Origin of the sequence: Hymenobacter mucosus, from assembly GCF_900188255.1 — a bacterium.
GTDB classification, from domain to species: domain Bacteria; phylum Bacteroidota; class Bacteroidia; order Cytophagales; family Hymenobacteraceae; genus Hymenobacter; species Hymenobacter mucosus.
Window position 1 is genome coordinate 193910 of sequence record NZ_FZNS01000006.1, and the last position, 15281, is coordinate 209190.

Here is a 15281-nt window from a genome sequence, read left to right on the forward strand (position 1 = left end):
CACAACAAGAAATTCCCTGGTCTGCTTAGAGCAACGTGCCGCGTAGGAACACCAGCGCCACCGAGAAGTAGATAATCAGCCCCGTAACGTCCACTAAAGTAGCCACAAAAGGAGCCGAAGAGGTAGCAGGGTCTAGGCCCAGGCGCTTCAGGATGAGGGGTAGCATAGACCCCGCCAGGGAGCCCCAGAGCACAATGCCCAGCAAGGCAAAGGCTACCGTAAGACCAATTAGAACCCAGTGCTCCCCGTAGATAGGCGTTATCAGTTGCCAGACCGCAATGCGCGCAAACCCTACAACACCCAGAATAATGCCCAGCATGAGGCCCGATAGTATTTCGCGCCGCATTACCAACCACCACTCGCTCAACGCAAACTCACCCAAGCTCATGGCCCGGATGATGAGAGAAGTAGCCTGCGAGCCAGAGTTGCCACCAGAGCTGATGATGAGCGGAATGAACTGCACCAGGATAATGGCCTTCTGCAACTCGCCTTCGAAGAACTGCATGGCCGAGGCCGTCAGCAGCTCACCCAGGAACAGGATGACCAGCCAGCCCGCTCGCTTCTGCACCATGCGTTGGAGAGGAATGGTGAGGTAGGGCTCATCCAAGGCCTCCGAGCCACCTAGTTTTTGGATGTCCTCAGTATCTTCCTCTTCCCTAATGTCGAGAATGTCGTCGATGGTGACGATGCCGAACAGCACCCCTTCACTATTCACCACGGGTAGGGCCACTCGGTCGTTGCGGCGGAACACCTCAATGGCTTCCTCCTGATCCTGCATGGTGTTGAGTTTCACGGAGCGGTGGTCCATCAGGTCGCTCACGCGCTTCTGCGGATCGGCCAGCAGCACCTCCCGGATGCTAATGTCGTCAATCAGCACGCCTCGCTCGTCGGTCACGTACAGCACGCTGAGGGTTTCCGACTGCCCGCCGTGACGACGGATGTAGTCGAGCACCTGTTGCACCGTCCAGTTCTCGCGAATAGCAATGTAGTCGGGCGTCATCAGACGGCCCACCGAGTACTCGGGGTAGCCCAGCAGTTCCAGCGTCACGCGGCGCTCCGGCTCCGAAAGGGTCTGAATCAGCTCCCGCACCAATTCGTCGGGCAGGAATTCCAGCAGCGCCGTCCGGTCGTCGGGCGACATCTCGTTCAGGATGTCCGTGATTTTATCCTGGGACAGATTCGCCAGGAAGTGCTTTTGAATGTCGAGGTCGAGGTATTCAAATACCTCCGTTGCCAGGCTGAGCGGTAGGAGCCGAAAAACAATCAGCTGCTCGCGTTCCTCTTCCTGCTCAATGAGTTCTACTACCTCGTTGGGCTCAAATCGTTTGAGAACCTCTTTGAGCTTAAAAAACTCGCCCTCCTGAATCAGGGACGTAATGTGTTCGGTAGTCGGATGCTGATTCATGAACTAGTAGAGGGGGTGTTTTTCGCTAGGCAGAAGGGAATTGGTGAGAAGGGCCGAACCGGCGCGCAAAAGTAGCCTTTTCCGTCCCGGAATGATAACTAACGCAGGATATTTCTGCGAGCTGTTTCCGGTACGTATACCGCCTGGTACGGTTGGGCTTAGGCTCCTGAGAAAAGCCAGTGGGAAGCAAGTGCTCCGAACTCGGCCGTAACCTTCCCCAGCCTTGCACAGTTCCTCCAAGCGCGCCCGTCTCTATTTTAAGTTGCTACTCTCCGCTTCTGCCTATGTCTCACTTGTCTACTGCCATGCCCCTTGGTACGCTCGTTGCTCTCGGCGGCGGTGATGATGACGCACTACTAGCCTTACTCTGCGACCTGCTGCCTTCCTTAGATACGGCAGTAGAAATTGTTGCCACTGCTTCTCCCCACGATGCCCAGGCTACCGCCACGGCATATGAGAAGGCCTTTCGGGAGCTTGGCTGCACAGCGGCGCGCCACTTGCCCATTGGAGAGCATCACCCCGCCGACGCGCCCGTAACCCTGCGCCGCCTGCGCCGGGCCGGGCTGGTATTCTTTTCCGGCGGCGACCAGGAGCGCATCACGGAGTTTATCCGGGGCACGGAGTTTCAGCAGGTGCTGCACCAGCGCTACCTTAGCGAAGCATCCTTTATTGTGGCTGGTACCAGCGCGGGTGCCGCCGCTCTCACAGAATATATGCTGGTAGACGGCTACGGGTGGCGGGCCCTGCGCAAGGGCGGCATTCGTACCAGGGCGGGGCTGGGTCTGTTGCCTCGCCTGCTCATTGATCAGCATTTCGTGGAGCGGGGCCGCTTTGGCCGGCTAGCCCACGCCCTGCTGGCGCACCCTATGTGCCTCGGAGTAGGCTTAGCCGAAGAAACGGGCATCATTGTGCGTGGCGGAAAGCAGGCCGAAGTATTCGGCGACGGCGTGGTAACTGTAGTAGATGGCCGTCACTTGCGTGGCAGCAACCTTGGCCGGGTAGGGCAAGGTGAGCCCGTAAGCGGCCAAGACTTGCGAGTGCATCTACTAGTAGCCGGACAGTACCTCGATTTGGCTTCTCGGGAAGTTGCAGCAAGCTAACCTGTGAGTGAATACTTACTCATGTGAGTTGAAGTCGCAAGAGCCGTGGTGAGGTTTTGGGAGTGGCCGTGCAGGCTGAGAGTAGAAAAAATGTGGATAGAAGAGCAGGAAAAGCATTTTTAAACTTACTCGGCGTGCCGAGTAAACTTCGTTTTTCTGCCTACATTTAGGCCTCCAATCCCCAAAATTCTCACACATTCCTGTATATGAACCTAAAATCTTTACTCCTCGCCGGAGGGGCGCTGCTCTCGGGCACAGCAGCGTCGGCGGGTGGCTACCAGGTAACGCTGGCAGGTCAGAAAAATAATGGCATGGGCGGCGTAGGGGTAGGCCTGTCGCTGGATCAAGCGGCCATGTTTTACAACCCCGGTGCCCTAGCAATGGTGCGCGACCGTGGCATACAGGTAGGCGTGAATGCTACCCTGGCTCGGCAAGCGTTCCGCTCTCAATATGGCGGACCGCAGCGCGAGCTGCAAAACCACGTGGTAACACCTTTTAACCTGTACGCTGGCTTCGGCTCAGAGGACAACAAGTTTGCCGCCGGTATTGCCGTGTACACTCCCTTTGGCAATAAGGTACAGTACGCCGATGGATGGGAAGGACGCTATTCGCTCACCGAAATCGACCTAAAGTCGATCTACGTGCAGCCAACGGTTAGCTATGCCCTAACGGACAAGCTGAGTGTGGGGGCGGGATTGGTGATTTTGGCTTACGGGGCAGTAAATCTGCAGCGCGACATTCCCGTGGAAGGTGCTGCGGGAGCCGGCGCTGCGCACGTGGAGCTGGATGGTAAGGCGACGACCAAAATTGGCTACAACGCAGGTATTTACTTTAAGCCTACCGATAAGCTGAGCCTGGGTGCTAGCTACCGCTCAAAGATAGATGCCCAGGTAGAAGGGGGCGACGTGACTTTCAGCAATGTGCCCGCCTCCCTGGGCTCGCGCTTTACTGCTACTGAGTTTGATGCTACGCTGCCCCTGCCTGCTACTACTAGCATCGGCGTGGGCTTCATGCCGAATGAGAAGCTGACCATCGGCTTCGACGCCAACTACGTGGAATGGAGCAAGTACAAAATCCTGCGGTTTGATTTCCGGGGCAACAACGGGGCCGGTGGCTTGGTGTCTACCTCTGGTCAGGTGGGCGGATCGAACGTGAGCACTTCGCGCCGGGAGTACAAGAATGCGTGGACGTTGCGCGCTGGTGCCCAGTACCAGCTCACCAGTGGCCTGACGGTGCGGGGAGGCGGTTCCTACGATTTCTCGCCGGTGAAAGACGGCTTTGTAACGCCCGAAACGCCCGATGCTGACCGCCTAGGACTTACAGTGGGGGCTTCCTACAAGTTCGGTAGCTTCGGTATTGATGTTTCGGGTCAGTTTATTGACCTGAAAAAGCGGACTCAGACTGAAGCCGACTTGGTGGCTAACAACACCGCCGACCGTGTGGCTGGTACCTACAAAACCCGTGTTCTGATTCCTGGTATCGGTCTGAACTACACCTTCTAAGTCTCTCCTACTTCCCATGTATACTTTCTTCAAACGCACTGCACCAGCACTGGCTCTACTAGGACTGGGACTGGCTGGCTGCCAGCCCGAACTGGATGCGCCTAAAGCCGACCGAGGCTCCGCCGACTTCTCCCGTTATATTGCCGTTGGCAACTCGCTCACGGCCGGCGTTTCAGATGGCGGACTGTACCTGGAGGGCCAACTGAATTCCTACCCTAACCTATTGGCTCAACAGTTCAAGGCCGTTGGCGGTGGCGACTTCGCTCAGCCTTTATTCCAAAGCGGTCAGGAAAATGGATCAGGCTATATACGTCTCGCGGGTTTCACCAGCACTGGTGCTCCCATTACAGCAAGCGTGACTACTAACTTGGCCGTGCGAGGTAGGGTAGAGACGCGCACAAACCCTGCATCAAACCCTCAGCTTATCTACACAAAATATACGGAGCCGATTAATAACCTGGGCGTACCCGGAATTCGGATGTCGGATATTGAAACCAGGGGATTTGGGAATGTAGCCTCAACAGGGGGGACCTTGTTAGCGCCTACTCCTATTTTCAACTCCTATTTTGAGCGTATTACCCCTGCCGGAAGTGATCAAACCTACCTAGAGCGGGTAGCGGCCTCTAACCCAACGTTCTTTACGAGCTGGTTGGGCAACAACGATGTGCTGGGGTTTGCCACAGCCGGAGCAGCCGCAAGCTTCCTGACGCCTGTAGCTGATTTTACGGATAAGAACAACAAGCTTATTAACGCGCTGACTGCCAATGGGGCCAAAGGGCTGGTTGCTACCATTCCGGATGTCACCAGCATTCCCTTTTTTACCACTGTAGGCCCTACATTCAAGGCTACCCTACTTGCTGCTAACGTACCGGGTATTGTGGTAACTACCGGCGCTTTTTCCTCGACGCCGGGTACGCCAGCCACCCGTAAGTCTATTGCTACCGCCGACATTAAAGGAGCAGATGGCAACGGACGGCAACTGTTTACCCTTACGTCCTCACCGTATGTAGCCCTGTTTGGTCGACCCAATAATGGCAAAGCATGGCGTGATGTATACAACCAGGCACGTGCTTCGTTGCCACCGGTTGTCAGCCTTGGTGTGTTTTTAGCTATTCAGGGAGTGGATACCACGAAGGCGTTTGGCGCTTCAGTTGAGAACCCGTTCCCAAGCACGCTGGTGTTGGATGATGTAGAGCAAGTGGCAGTAAGAACTGCCACCACGGCCTTCAATAATGCGCTTACGGCCAAAGCCAATGAAAAAGGGCTGGCTATTTTCGATGCCAATGCCTCCCTCTCCCGCATTGTTACTACTGGTATCGTGTCAGATGCGGTGAATAATACAGCTGCTTTCATTTCCGGCAACTTGTTTTCGCTGGATGGGGTGCACTTCACACCTCGTGGCTACGCCATTATCGCCAACGAAATGATTAACGCTATAAATACCAAGTATGGCGCTAGTCTGCAAACCGTAAATCCGAACAACTACCGCGGCGTACGGTTCCCGTAAGCTTCGTCTATTGCCAACAAAAAAGCCCTTGCTCAGCACGAGCAAGGGCTTTTTTGTTGAAGTTACTTATTTGCTCAGCTGCACTGGCTGTAGCACTTCTGGCAACTCAGGAGCCTGTTCGCCGGCTAGTCGGGCGGCAATAACTTGGGCGTGGTAGCGACCATTCTCAATAAACCAACGACTAGTATTTAAGCCACCGCAAACAGTGCCCGCCAGGTATACGCCCGGGCGGTTGGTTTCGAGGGTTTCGGCGTCGTGGGTGGGCGTTTGCGCGGCGTCGGTTTGGCAGGTGATGCCCAGAGCCGCTAGCAAGGAAAAATCGGGGTGATAGCCCGTGAGGGCGTACACGTAGGAAGCAGGTAGTGCATGCCGCCCTTCAGGCGTTTGAATTTCTACCGCGTCGGGGGTGATGCGTTCCACCGTTGCGTTGAAGTAGGCGGTGATGCGGCCTTCCTTAATGCGGTTGAGAAGGTCGGGCCGAATCCAGTATTTCACCGAGTCGCTGACGGCAGCGCCCCGAACCACCATGGTAACGTGAGCGCCAGCCCGCAGAAGCTGGAGAGCAGCCTTGGCCGAGGAGTTTTTGGCGCCAACTACCACTACATGCTGCCCCGTGTGTGCGTAGGGCTCCTTATAGTAATGCGTTACGTGGGGCAGGTCTTCGCCAGGTACGCGCAAATAGTTTGGCACGTCGTAGAAGCCCGTAGCTACAATAACGTAGCGGCACTGAATGCGGCCTTTCTCCGTTACTACCTCATATTGGTCGGGCTCACCTTCCAGCCCTACTACCCGCTCGTAGAGGCGCAAGTTGAGGTTCTCGGCAAAGGCTACGCGGCGGTAATAATCCAAGCCATCTTCGCGCAGAGGCTTGTAGTGACTAGTGGGGAAGGGGTGGCCCCCAATTTCTAGGAGTTCTGGGGTGGAGAAGAACTCCATGTTGGTGGGGTAGCCGATAATGGAATTCACCAAAGCGCCTTTGTCCACCACCACAGCCGAGAAACCGCGCCGCTGCACCTCAATAGCGGATGCCAAGCCCACCGGCCCGGCCCCAATTACCACCACATCGAAAACAGAAGATTCAGAAGTTGAAGCCATAGAAATATAATACCAACAAAAGGCCGGGGGAGTTTAAAATCTGATGGTAGATAGTGGAATTAAGAGCCTCGTGTTGAGTAGCTACATGGAGCAAGGCCTGTTACAACCTGGTTGGTCGATGCATACCCCGGAGAGCGTCATACCAGAAGGGTCCCGCCACGGCGAGACCCTTCTGGTACTACTACATATAGCTCTTAGCCCATTTAGTGCGCCTGTAGCCAGTTGCGGCCGGTGCCTACCTCTACCTCTAAGGGCACGCCGTGGGGTAGCAGAAGGGCCTGCGTCATTAGCTCTTTAATCTTGGGCGTGATGTAGTCTACCTCTTCCTGCACGGCATCGAACACCAGTTCATCGTGCACCTGCAAAATCATGCGCGTGCCAAGTTTTTCCTGAATCAGCCACTCATGAATGTTAATCATGGCCTTCTTGATAATGTCGGCCGCCGTACCCTGGATAGGGGCGTTAATGGCGTTACGCTCAGTGTAGCCGCGCAGAGTAGCATTGCGCGAGTTGATGTCGCGCAGGTAGCGTCGCCGCCCAAGGAGGGTAGTAGCGTACTCTAGCTCCCGCGCCCGATTGATGCTGTCATCCATGAACTGCTTCACCGAAGGAAACTCCTGGAAGTACGTATCAATGATTTCGGTAGCTTCCTTACGACTGATACCGATGCGCTGGGCCAGGCCGAAAGCCGAAATACCGTAGATGATGCCGAAGTTGACGGTTTTGGCTTTGCGGCGCATTTCGCCATCTACCTCCGTGATGGGCACGTGAAATACTTTGCTGGCCGTGCTGGTATGAATATCAAGACCTTGGCGGAAGGCTTCAATCATGGTTTTGTCGCCCGAGAAGTCAGCCATGATGCGCAGCTCTACTTGCGAGTAGTCGGCTGCGAGCAGCACGTGCTGTGTATCGCGCGGTACAAACGCCTTGCGGATTTCCCGGCCCTTTTCGGTGCGAATGGGAATGTTCTGGAGGTTGGGGTTTGTGGAGCTGAGGCGGCCCGTAGCCGTTACGGCCTGGTTAAAGGATGTGTGTACTCGCCCGTCTACCTCGCACACAAGTTGGGGTAGGGCTTCTACGTAGGTGCTGCGTAGCTTCGTGAGCTGGCGGTGCTCCAGAATCAAGCCGGCAATGGGGTTATCGGCGGCAAGCTGGCTGAGCACCTCCTCGCCAGTGGCATACTGCCCCGTCTTGGTTTTTTTGATTTTGCCGCCACCCAGACCCATGCGGTCGAACAGCACCTCGCCCAGCTGCTTAGGCGAGCCAATGTTGAATTCCTCGCCGGCTGCCTGAAAAATTTGCTGTTCGATTTCGGTGATGTAGCCTTGCAACTCGGCCGAATACTCACCCATGGCCCCGCTGTCAATCTTTACCCCTTCATACTCAATGTCGGCCAGCACGGGCACCAGCGGATTCTCTACCTCGTTCAGCAAATCCAGTAAGCCTACTTCCTTCAGCAAAGGCTCAAATACATGCTTGAGCTGTAAGGTTACGTCGGCGTCCTCACAGGCGTAATCCGACACCTCGGCCGGTGGGATATCGGCCATGGTTTTCTGGTTTTTGCCTTTGGGACCAATTAGCGAAATGATAGAAACTGGCGTGTAGTGCAGGTAGGTTTCGGCTAGCACATCCATGTTGTGGCGCATGTCGGGCTCCAGCAGGTAGTGGGCCAGCATAGTGTCAAACAGCTTACCCCGCATCTGCACGTGGTAGTGCTTCAGAATGGTAAGGTCGTACTTGATGTTTTGCCCAATTTTCAGAATGTGCTCGGCCTCAAAGAAGGGGCAGAACTCGTTTACTAGGGCTTGGGCCGCAGTGTGGTCGTCGTGGGGGACGGGCACGTAGTAGGCCTCACCGGGTAGCCAGCAAAACGAAAGACCCACTAGCCGGGCCGTCATGGTGTCGAGGCCAGTTGTCTCGGTGTCGAAGCTCACTTCCTTTTGCTGCAAAAGAAAATCTAATAAGGATTTACGCAGCTCCGGAGTATCAATCAGGTGATACTGGTGGGGTACGTCCTCCAACGTGAGTCGTGGGCCCGCCGGTGCTCCGTAGGAACCGGTTTCACCCTCCTCGGCGCCGATAGCTACGGCTGCATCCGAAGAAGAGCCGAACAAGCTGCCCTGGCCTTCCGCTACCTTGGGCCGTCGGGCGCCGCGCGGAGTGGGAGCGGTGCTGCTCACTCCGGCTGGGCTGCCCCCGCCTAGTACGCGGGCAGCTAGCTGCCGAAACTCCAACTCTTCAAACAGTTGGCGCAAGGCGTCTACATTGGGCTCTTCCAGCGTCAGGTTTTCCTCGTGGAACTCAATGGGTACGTCTAAGTGAATGGTGGCTAGCTCCTTGCTTAGTAAGCCCTGCTCGGCAAAGTTGCGTACGTTTTCCTGCTGCTTACCTTTCAGCTCGTCCACGTTGGCAATCAGGTTTTCTACCGAGCCATACTTTTGAATAAGCGTTTTGGCGGTTTTCTCGCCAATGCCCGGTATGCCCGGAATGTTGTCCGACGCGTCGCCCTGCAAGCCTAGAATGTCAATTACCTGCTCGGGGCGCTCAATCTCGAAGCGTTGCAGCACGTGGGCTACATCCAGCACCTCGGCAGCATTGCCCATAAAGGCCGGCCGGTAGATTTTCACGCAGTCGGTTACCAGCTGGCAGTAGTCTTTGTCGGGTGTCATCATGAACACTTCCCCAAAGCCTTGCGCCTCGGCACGGCGGGCTAGTGTACCAATCACATCGTCGGCCTCAAACCCATCCACCACCAGAATAGGGATGTTGAAGGCTTGGATAATCTTCTTGATGTAGGGAATGGCCAGCCCAATATCCTCAGGCATGGCCTGGCGTTGGGCTTTATATTCGGCAAACTGCTCGTGGCGGAACGTCTTTTTTTGCGCGTCGAAAGCCACGCCTATATGGGTGGGCTTTTCCTTTTGCAATACTTCCACCAACGTGTTCGTAAAGCCAAGGATGGCTCCGGTGTTCAAGCCCTTGGAATTCACGCGCGGGTTTTTGCTGAAGGCAAAGTGGGCGCGATAAATCAGGGCAAAGGCGTCGAGGAGGAAGAGCTTTTTGGCGGGAGCAGAGGCAGCATCAGTCATAGGTACGAAGGTACGCAAGGCAGCAGAGAAGGGTACAGCCCCAGCCGTATCAGTATCTACAAAGAGCAGGCTGCGGGAGGCCAGCTAAGCCAGCGCGCACAAGCGGAAGGCTGCTCAGCTAAAGCTGCGGTGCTTTATTTGCACTATGAAATACGTACCTCTCTTTATCCTGCTGCTGTATTCTGGTCTGACGTATGCTCAAACTACTGGGGGCACTCAGCGCCCTACAATGCAGAAGCATGCCCAGCAGGTAGTTGCGTTTCAGCAGGAGTTGAATGCCGAGTATCGGGACTCGACTCGCACACCGCTGCTGGTGGCAGAGCGGAGTACATTTACTGGCTTGCCATTCTATTCTATCAACTACGCGGCCTGCGTGGAGGCCAAGTTTGAACCAGATTCCTTAGGCGCGCCCTTTCAAATGCAGACTAGCACCGTCCGGCGGCCCTTGTACCGGAAGTACGGCGTATTGCTTTTTACACTTGAGGGCAAGCCCCAACACTTAGCGGTGTATCAAAGCTTGGACCTACAGCAAAACCCAGAGTACCGCGACTATTTATTCGTACCCTTCACCGACCGTACGAACGGCCACGGCAGCTACGGGGGTGGCCGCTACATTGACCTGCGCCGGGGGCAAATTCACCAGGGCCGAGTTGTGCTCGACTTTAACCGTGCCTATAATCCCTACTGCGCTTACGGCGGCAACTACTCCTGCCCCGTACCACCCGCCGAAAATCATCTACCCGTTGCTATTCGGGCGGGAGTTATGAGCTCACACTAACTCTCATAAGGCTTGGCTTACTTCGAAGGCGAGGCTGGTGCTTCCCGACAGGCCGTTCGCCGCCAAGCCTTGTACTACCACCTGATACATACCAGGTTGGTCAGAAGTATAAAACTCCAACGCGCGGGCAGCAGAAGTTGTCGTTACGGCAGGGTTCCAGTAGAGAAGGTTTCGCAAATCTGGCAGGCGACTTTGCTGTTGGGCCGGGGTTTCATAGCGCGGAGCGTAGAACTCACGTTGCAATTGCATGCCCTCATACTCCTGCACTAATGCTTTCGGGTCGAGTGGAAAGCCATCTAAGTTGCCCTTATACGTGGTAAAGCTCACAATGCCACTATACATAGAGCGTCCTTGGAAATAGCGGCTGTCTAGCACCTCCAGCTTCTGAATTTTCAGCGGGTCCATGGCCATAATTCTATTCGTGTTGAATACAGGCATGCCGTCCAGCAAGACTAAGGGTGGGTCGGAGAAAATGGAACGATTAGGATTGTCGAGCACAGTAAAGTGAAAGCCATCCTTTTTGATTCTGACTTTTACGCCCGGCACGTATTCGCGTAGCACCTCTTCCAGGGTTTTGAACCGCGTGTAATCATCCAGCATGTAGCGCTCGTCGGGCATACCATAGAAGGCTAGGCTATCGGTATCCGGCAAGGTGTACAGGTTATTGTACCGGCGGAAATAGGCGTTCTGCACCTGCGCTTGCACATGACGCTGGGTAAACGCATTTTTAAAGCGCGGATAGGGCGTGAACACGCTGCTGAATACCCCAGTGGCATACTGCTGAGAAAAAGGCGAGAAAATCTCTACTGCGTACGTGCTGTCGTGCTGGGTATTTGTTTGTACCACGATATCGCGCGTGCCATAGAAATCATCCACTTCAAACTGGATGCTTCCGTCGCGGGCACTGATGGAGTTGGCTAGTCGGATAAGGCGGCTGGGCGAGGACAAGTACGCCGTAATATCGGGGGCTGGCTGGCCAGTGCCCTGGTGCGTAATGCGCCCCCGAACTAAATGGCTCTGTAGCTCGGGTAGGTACTGAAATGCAGGCAGCCTATTGGCCAGCACATCTTCCCACCGAAACCGGCTCCACCCATGCGTAAGCATTAGGTTTTCGGTAGCGGCAGCGGCTTCCGGTTCAGTGCTTGTGAAGTAGTAGTCGGGGTTTTCGACCATACCCTTCAGATCAGAAGCCAGCCAGAGGTAGCTAGTAATGCTGGGTGCCGGTGCTGCCAGTGAATCGAGCCGGTACACGGCTACGGAAAGATTTGCCGGCAGGGGCTGACTAGCCGTGGCAGTGGTCAACTGCAGGTTAACCTTCTGACGAGTAGCGTACTGGCCTTTGTCTAGTTGAGCCTTGATAGTAAGCTGTTGTTTCGGGCGCTGGAAGTAGAGCCTTTCGCACACCGGCTGGTGGCGGTGGTTGAACACTGTGAAATGAGAAATGCCTTCGCTCAAAGTTGCCTTGTTGATGAGAAACTCGGCCTGGCCGTTGCGGATTGGAGCACTGGTAGCAGTAGTGAGTTGCTGGCGGGCGTGGCCCAGCAGATCCACGCGGTCGGCATCAGCGTCGGTGGTCTGCACCACAATGCGGATCTGCTGTAACCCGGCTTCCTCCAAGTGCATCACGTAGCCAGCCCTGTACACGGCCGGTAACTTGCGTGACACTATGCGGCCACTGGGCAGCTTCAGCACAGCCGTGTAGGCGGCTTCGGCAGCGGGGGTGAAGGTGAAAGCGCCCATACCGAACCTGAGCGTTTTGAAAGTAGTGAGCGACTTGCCTTGTGCATCAAGCAAGGTGCCTACTACGGGTATACTCCGGCCGGCCCGGTCCGTCACCTTGAAGGCTACCTTGCTGGCTATGCCGCGCACTAGGTTGCCCCCCTCTGGAAAGAAATGCACGTCATAAGATGCCGTGTCTAACGTAGATACCACCCCCGAAGCCCGAGCTGTATTAACGATAGTAACCGGGCTGTGGAAATAATACTCGGGGCTAAAGTTCTTCATCCAACTAGTATAGGCCCGCACCGTGTAGCTACCCGAGTTAAGGGAAGAAGGTAACTGAAAAGAGCCCTGACCTATGGCCTTAGCAAGTGGGACCTTACCCTGCAATACTGCCCGCCGATTTTTATCCAACACTTCCACGTATACCACAGCACTTTGAGCCAGCGGTTGTGCGTAGGTTCCATCTACGGCGTACACCTTAAACCACATTGTTTCCCCGGTCAGGTACAAAGGGCGGTCTAGGTGTAGATACAGCTTTTCTTGAAGGGTTTGCTGCTGGTACTGGTTGAAACGACGGGCTAGGCTCCGTACAGAGTCAGACTGAGCTTGGGCAGTGCCAACTCCCATTATCCACAGAAGCAGAACGGGCAAGTACTGGCGCGAAAAGCTTCTTATGCAAGAAATAGACGAAGACATAGGCGTAGGGAGGGAAGTCAGTGAGGAAAGGTGGGCACTTAGGGCCAGAAGCTGGGCTTGACATTACTACCCCGCAGGCGACAGTCTATACAGTCTGGTGTTTGATTTTCAAACCCGATAATCGTGCCCCTACTATCTCGGATTTCAGTCACCGGGACGCGATACGTAGTATCAGCAAAGAACTTGTACATGTTATAGCCATGGCGTTCGGTAGAATCATGGAGTAGAGTATTTAAACCAGTGCACCTCTCATAGCCCTCATTCTGAGGGTGCCATTCGTTTGGTAGAGTAAGCCGATCGACGAAGAGGCGCTGCTCTACTACCGTTGCAGCACCCACAAAGCCGAGCACGGGCTCCGTGTCATCAGTGAGGCAGTGCACGTTGCCCTGGATCTGGCTGGGCAAGGGGTCGAACAGGGTGCCGATGTTCTCCGTGTTCTTCTTGATGGCCTCCCAGTAGTCAAACTCAGCTGCTGACATGGCATACTGCCGCACCAGAATGCTGTATAGTGATTGTAGCCGACCTGAACTTGAAGGAATCAATTTGAGCCGGTAGTCGCGCACGGCATCTTGGCTTAAACGTAATGTATTAGCCGTGTTGATAAGGGCAGATGCTTCTGTTCGCCAGCAGTGGTGTATATCTTCTGTTCGCCGGAAGTAGGTGCGACGCTCACTGTTTCCCTTTCCAAACCGCCAACGGCTCCAATATGCAGAGGTAAATGCCCACGTTTCTGTGTATTCCCAGCGGTAGTATTGCGTTTGCCTAGTTTCGTCGTGGGCACTAATGTAAATCTGAAGCCCGTCGGCTTGAGCCCGCCCTTCTAAGTTGTCAATAGGAGGCGTTTGCTTTAACAATACATAATCAGACGCGTATTCGCGGCCCGTGCTCGTACGAATATGTAAACGGTATTGGTCTACTGGAAGCACTTGCTGCGGAGAGGTATACACGCCAGCACTATCTTCCTGTAAGGAATAGCGTAAGCCGTTTTTGTTTTCGATGGCTACACTAGCGTTTATTTCCGGTGGGTAGGTGTTTTTCTCAGCTATGTTGATCGATCGGGATAGTCGAATCGTTGTACTGCCGTTACCATTGATGAATCCATCTACTACTAGGTAATTATTGGCCGACTGGATTACCTCCGGTGCGTAGCTATCTACGCAGCCACTCAGTAGAAGCAACAGGCACCAGATAATTGGATGGGTAGAAATGCGCATAGAGTAAACATGTTATAATGATTAGGTATAAAGTGCCTAAGGCCAAAAGCTCGGTTTCACGTTTGTGCCTCGTAAACGACAATCGACGCACTCAGGCGTTTGTGCTGTGAAAGCTATGCTTGTCCGACTCACCGGAATTCGAAGCTGCGGATCGCCAAAATACTCTTGTAGCGTCCAGCCCTTCCACCGTTCACTTGGGAAAGTGTCAAGGGCCGTACAGGTTTCGTACCCGTCGAGGTTAGTGCGCCATTCGTTTGGTAGAGTAAGCCGATCGACGAAGAGGCGCTGCTCTACTACCGTTGCAGCACCCACAAAGCCGAGCACGGGCTCCGTGTCATCAGTGAGGCAGTGCACGTTGCCCTGGATCTGGCTGGGCAAGGGGTCGAACAGGGTGCCGATGTTCTCCGTGTTCTTCTTGATGGCCTCCCAGTAGTCAAACTCAGCTGCTGACATGGCATACTGCCGCACCAAAATGCTATAGCGGTAGCGCAAGCGGCCAGCTGAGGAGGGGATGAACAGCAGGCGGTAGTCGCGCACGGCGTCTTGGCTCAGGCGCACCGTGCTGGTAGTATTGATGGTGGAGGAGTTCTCCGTGCGCCAGCAGTTATAAATGTTTTCTCGGCGAGATATTACCTGATTTCTGCTGTCGTCATAACGCAGCGTACTACGAAAGGCAGAAGTAAACTCCCATGTTTCGGTGTATTCCCAGCGGTAATATTGCGTTTTTCCCTCATCATCATGAGTATCAACGTATATCTGTAATCCATTTTCCTGTATTCTGGCTTTCAAATTGTCAATGGGAAGCGGCTGCTTTGCCACCGTGTAGTCAGACGTATACTCGCGGCCAGTACTAGTGCGGATATAAAGATGGTAACGCGTACTTGAGGGGAGTTTTTGGCTGGTAGAAATGTATACGCCGGGACTCGTTTCGGTTAAAGGATAGCGAGTACCTGCTTCACTCTCAATCCTTACTGTGGCCTTAGTTTCGGCCGGATAGCCGCCTGCACTGCTTAAGTCTTGGGAGCGAGTGAGGGTAATCGTTGTAACACCATCAGTATTGATAAAACCATCTAATACCAGCAAATTGGCGGCAGTGCCAACAAGCTTTGGCTCGTAGGGCTCCACGCAGCTTGCAGTCAGCAGCAGTAATAGCCAAGTCAGCAAACGTAGACG

At 54.6% G+C, this 15281-nt stretch carries 10 protein-coding genes; 4 read left to right on the forward strand and 6 right to left on the reverse strand.

Annotated elements, in window-relative coordinates; all coding sequences use genetic code 11:
* Nucleotides 1–25 precede the first annotated feature (25 nt).
* Entirely contained in the window at nucleotides 26–1405 is a 1380-nt protein-coding gene (gene mgtE, locus CHB83_RS15475; protein ID WP_055562426.1) for a magnesium transporter, read from the reverse strand.
* Between the two features lie 284 nt (nucleotides 1406–1689).
* Here mgtE and CHB83_RS15480 point away from each other — a divergent pair, with 284 nt between their 5' ends.
* From CHB83_RS15480 to CHB83_RS15490, 3 genes are all read left to right on the forward strand, one after another.
* The gene (locus tag CHB83_RS15480) at nucleotides 1690–2505 is read left to right on the forward strand and encodes a cyanophycinase (RefSeq protein ID WP_089333261.1); all 816 of its coding nucleotides are present in this window, start codon (nucleotides 1690–1692) and stop codon (nucleotides 2503–2505) included.
* A 206-nt stretch (nucleotides 2506–2711) separates the two neighbouring features.
* Nucleotides 2712–4007, forward strand: coding sequence for an OmpP1/FadL family transporter (locus tag CHB83_RS15485; RefSeq protein WP_045687483.1), 1296 nt, complete (start codon nucleotides 2712–2714; stop codon nucleotides 4005–4007).
* Between the two features lie 16 nt (nucleotides 4008–4023).
* Nucleotides 4024–5514, forward strand: a complete 1491-nt coding sequence (locus tag CHB83_RS15490; protein WP_089333262.1) for an SGNH/GDSL hydrolase family protein — start codon at nucleotides 4024–4026, stop codon at nucleotides 5512–5514.
* Nucleotides 5515–5580: 66 nt separating this feature from the next.
* On the opposite strand, the gene CHB83_RS15495 is transcribed toward CHB83_RS15490, so the two are convergent.
* Nucleotides 5581–6609 carry a YpdA family putative bacillithiol disulfide reductase gene (locus CHB83_RS15495; RefSeq protein ID WP_045687484.1) on the reverse strand — a complete coding sequence of 343 codons (1029 nt, stop codon included), beginning with the start codon at nucleotides 6607–6609 and terminating at the stop codon, nucleotides 5581–5583.
* A gap of 203 nt (nucleotides 6610–6812) precedes the next feature.
* Nucleotides 6813–9698 (reverse strand): DNA polymerase I, encoded by a 2886-nt coding sequence (gene polA / locus CHB83_RS15500; protein ID WP_045687485.1) that lies wholly within the window; start codon nucleotides 9696–9698, stop codon nucleotides 6813–6815.
* A 145-nt stretch (nucleotides 9699–9843) separates the two neighbouring features.
* On the opposite strand from polA, the gene CHB83_RS15505 reads away from it, so the two are divergent.
* Nucleotides 9844–10476 carry a DUF1684 domain-containing protein gene (locus CHB83_RS15505; protein WP_089333263.1) on the forward strand — a complete coding sequence of 211 codons (633 nt, stop codon included), beginning with the start codon at nucleotides 9844–9846 and terminating at the stop codon, nucleotides 10474–10476.
* 3 nt (nucleotides 10477–10479) lie between these two features.
* Here CHB83_RS15505 and CHB83_RS15510 read toward each other — a convergent pair whose 3' ends face one another.
* The 3 genes from CHB83_RS15510 to CHB83_RS15520 are packed head-to-tail and all read right to left on the reverse strand — an operon-like array spanning nucleotide 10480 to nucleotide 15272.
* A complete protein-coding gene (locus tag CHB83_RS15510) occupies nucleotides 10480–12894 on the reverse strand; it encodes an MG2 domain-containing protein (protein WP_089333264.1) in 2415 nt (804 codons plus the stop codon).
* 38 nt (nucleotides 12895–12932) lie between these two features.
* A complete protein-coding gene (locus CHB83_RS15515; RefSeq protein WP_055562425.1) occupies nucleotides 12933–14108 on the reverse strand; it encodes a DUF4249 domain-containing protein in 1176 nt (391 codons plus the stop codon).
* Nucleotides 14109–14144: 36 nt separating this feature from the next.
* Nucleotides 14145–15272: a DUF4249 domain-containing protein gene (locus CHB83_RS15520; RefSeq protein ID WP_179225543.1), complete on the reverse strand. Its 1128-nt coding sequence runs from the start codon at nucleotides 15270–15272 to the stop codon at nucleotides 14145–14147.
* Between the last annotated feature and the right edge of the window lie 9 nt (nucleotides 15273–15281).